Consider the following 1,959-nt stretch of genomic DNA (forward strand, 5'->3'; position numbering starts at 1 on the left):
GATCGGAGAGGGGCTGCTCCGCCCATCTTCAATTTTCCTCTTTTTCTTTCTGCCTCGATTGATGTGGGCAAGCATGGCTGGAGCGCCTCTGCACAGTCCGCGGTTTGATCCGCTGCGTATCGAATGAGGTGCCTAAAAAAGTTTGAAGAATTTTTGCGGGCACCCGCTTTGGGGTCCGGAATGTCAGACCCTCGCAAGAGGATAGTCGTATGGAAACGAACGCGGCAGTGGTGCAGGCGGAGGCGGCTGTTGTGGCTGCTGTCGCTGCTTTTGCTGCTGTGCTCGCTGGCGGTGATGTTGCTCCGTCCCGTGCCCTTGAAGCGTTGGATGGCGATCCGTTGCAGCGGGTTGCTGATGGGGCTTTGGATGTCCTTGCCGGCGTGGCACGGTCGGAAGCGAAACTGGCGGCCCTGAAGGCGCAGGCGGTGGCTGTGTTCGCCGGGGCGACAAAAGCGCTGAACGCTCCGGCTTCGTCGCCGTATGAGGCGACGGCGCAGGACCGGAGCCTGGTGGCGGAGGTCGGGTGTGTGCTGGCGGTCGGTGACCGGGCCGCGGGTGCCCTGGTCGCCGATTCCCATGCCCTGACCACGTCCCTGCCCCGGACCCTGGAGGCTTTGCAGGCCGGGACAATTTCCTGGGCGCATGCCCGGACCATGGTGGACCAGACCGTGAGCCTTGACCCCGCCGGGGCGGCTGCTTTGGAGGCGCACTTCCTGGACCCGGAGGCGCCGAACGCTGCCCGGGGGTGCCCGGTGGGTGAGATGCCTGCGTACCGGTTCAAAGCCAAGGCCAGGACCTGGCGGGAGCGTCACCACCCGGAGAGCCTGGAGAAGCGGCATGCCAAGAGTGTGGGAGACCGTCGGGTTGAATTCTGGCGGGACACTGACGGGATGGGCTGGGTGGCCGCGTGCCTGCCAGCGGATCAGGCGTCCGCAATCTGGGACCGGCTCACGGTCATCTCCCGGGGCATGCAGGGACCGGACGAATGCCGGACCCTGACCCAGTTGCGGGCGGACAACTTCGCTTCAGGGCTCCTCAACACCAGGGTCAGTGCCGGCGGTGCTGGCGACGGTGGTGCCGACGTCAACGGGGAAGCAGGTTCCGGTTCAGGTTTTTCAATTCGGGCGCAGGTCCTGGTCACCGTGCCCGTATTTTCGCTGCTGGGCCTGACCGATGAGCCGGCGATGCTGGACGGGTACGGCCCGATCCCCGCTTCGATGGCAGGTGACCTGGTCGCTGACGGGGCGGACTCGTTTTACCGGGTGCTGGTGGATCCGCGGGACGGGGCTCCGTTGGAGATCGGCCGGACCAGTTACCGGTTGACCAAAGCCATGCGGAACTGGCTGCGGATGCGCGACGGCAAATGTCCGTTCCCCGGCTGCAGCAACAACTCCCTGGACAATGAAGCGGACCACATTCTCGCCTGGCACAATGGCGGCACTACCGGAATCAGCAACCTCGGCCAGCCCTGCCCCAAACACCACAAACTGCGGCACGCCGGCGGCTGGAAACCCACCCCGGCCACCACGACCGAACCACCCAGCTGGATCTCACCCACCGGCAGGCACCATAAAAGCGAACACCCTGACTGGGAACCACCCCACTGGCCGGGAAGCCTTGGCGCCTTGGTGAGGCCCAATACTCATGCCTGCCCTGGCGAAGACGCCCTATTTTTTGAGCCCCCACTGGAGGAACCTCCGGGTGACAACTTCCTGGACCCGGACGATCTTCCGGCTGAAGATCCTCTTTGGGAGGCCTTCTATGCCGGCCCGATCGTTTTACCCCAAGACCCGATCAGGGACGGGGAGCTGGCACTGACCTAGCAGCTTTTGCTGAGCGAGCCCCGGGGCTAAGCGCTGCAAAGCGGGAGGAACTGCCGTCAAACTTTCCCCAGCGCACGCAGGCCGCTAGATTCATCAGCAAGATGACTGACTCACACGCGCCCATCCATGCAACGGC

At 64.4% G+C, this 1,959-nt stretch carries 1 protein-coding gene; it reads left to right on the forward strand.

Features of this window, described 5'->3' with window-relative positions; translation table 11 throughout:
* Nucleotides 1-209: 209 nt before the first annotated feature.
* The gene (locus tag AC5RWX_RS32815) at nucleotides 210-1,823 is read left to right on the forward strand and encodes an HNH endonuclease signature motif containing protein (protein ID WP_494100346.1); all 1,614 of its coding nucleotides are present in this window, start codon (nucleotides 210-212) and stop codon (nucleotides 1,821-1,823) included.
* Nucleotides 1,824-1,959 lie beyond the last annotated feature (136 nt).

This window comes from Arthrobacter sp. SPT-J7, from assembly GCF_059089965.1.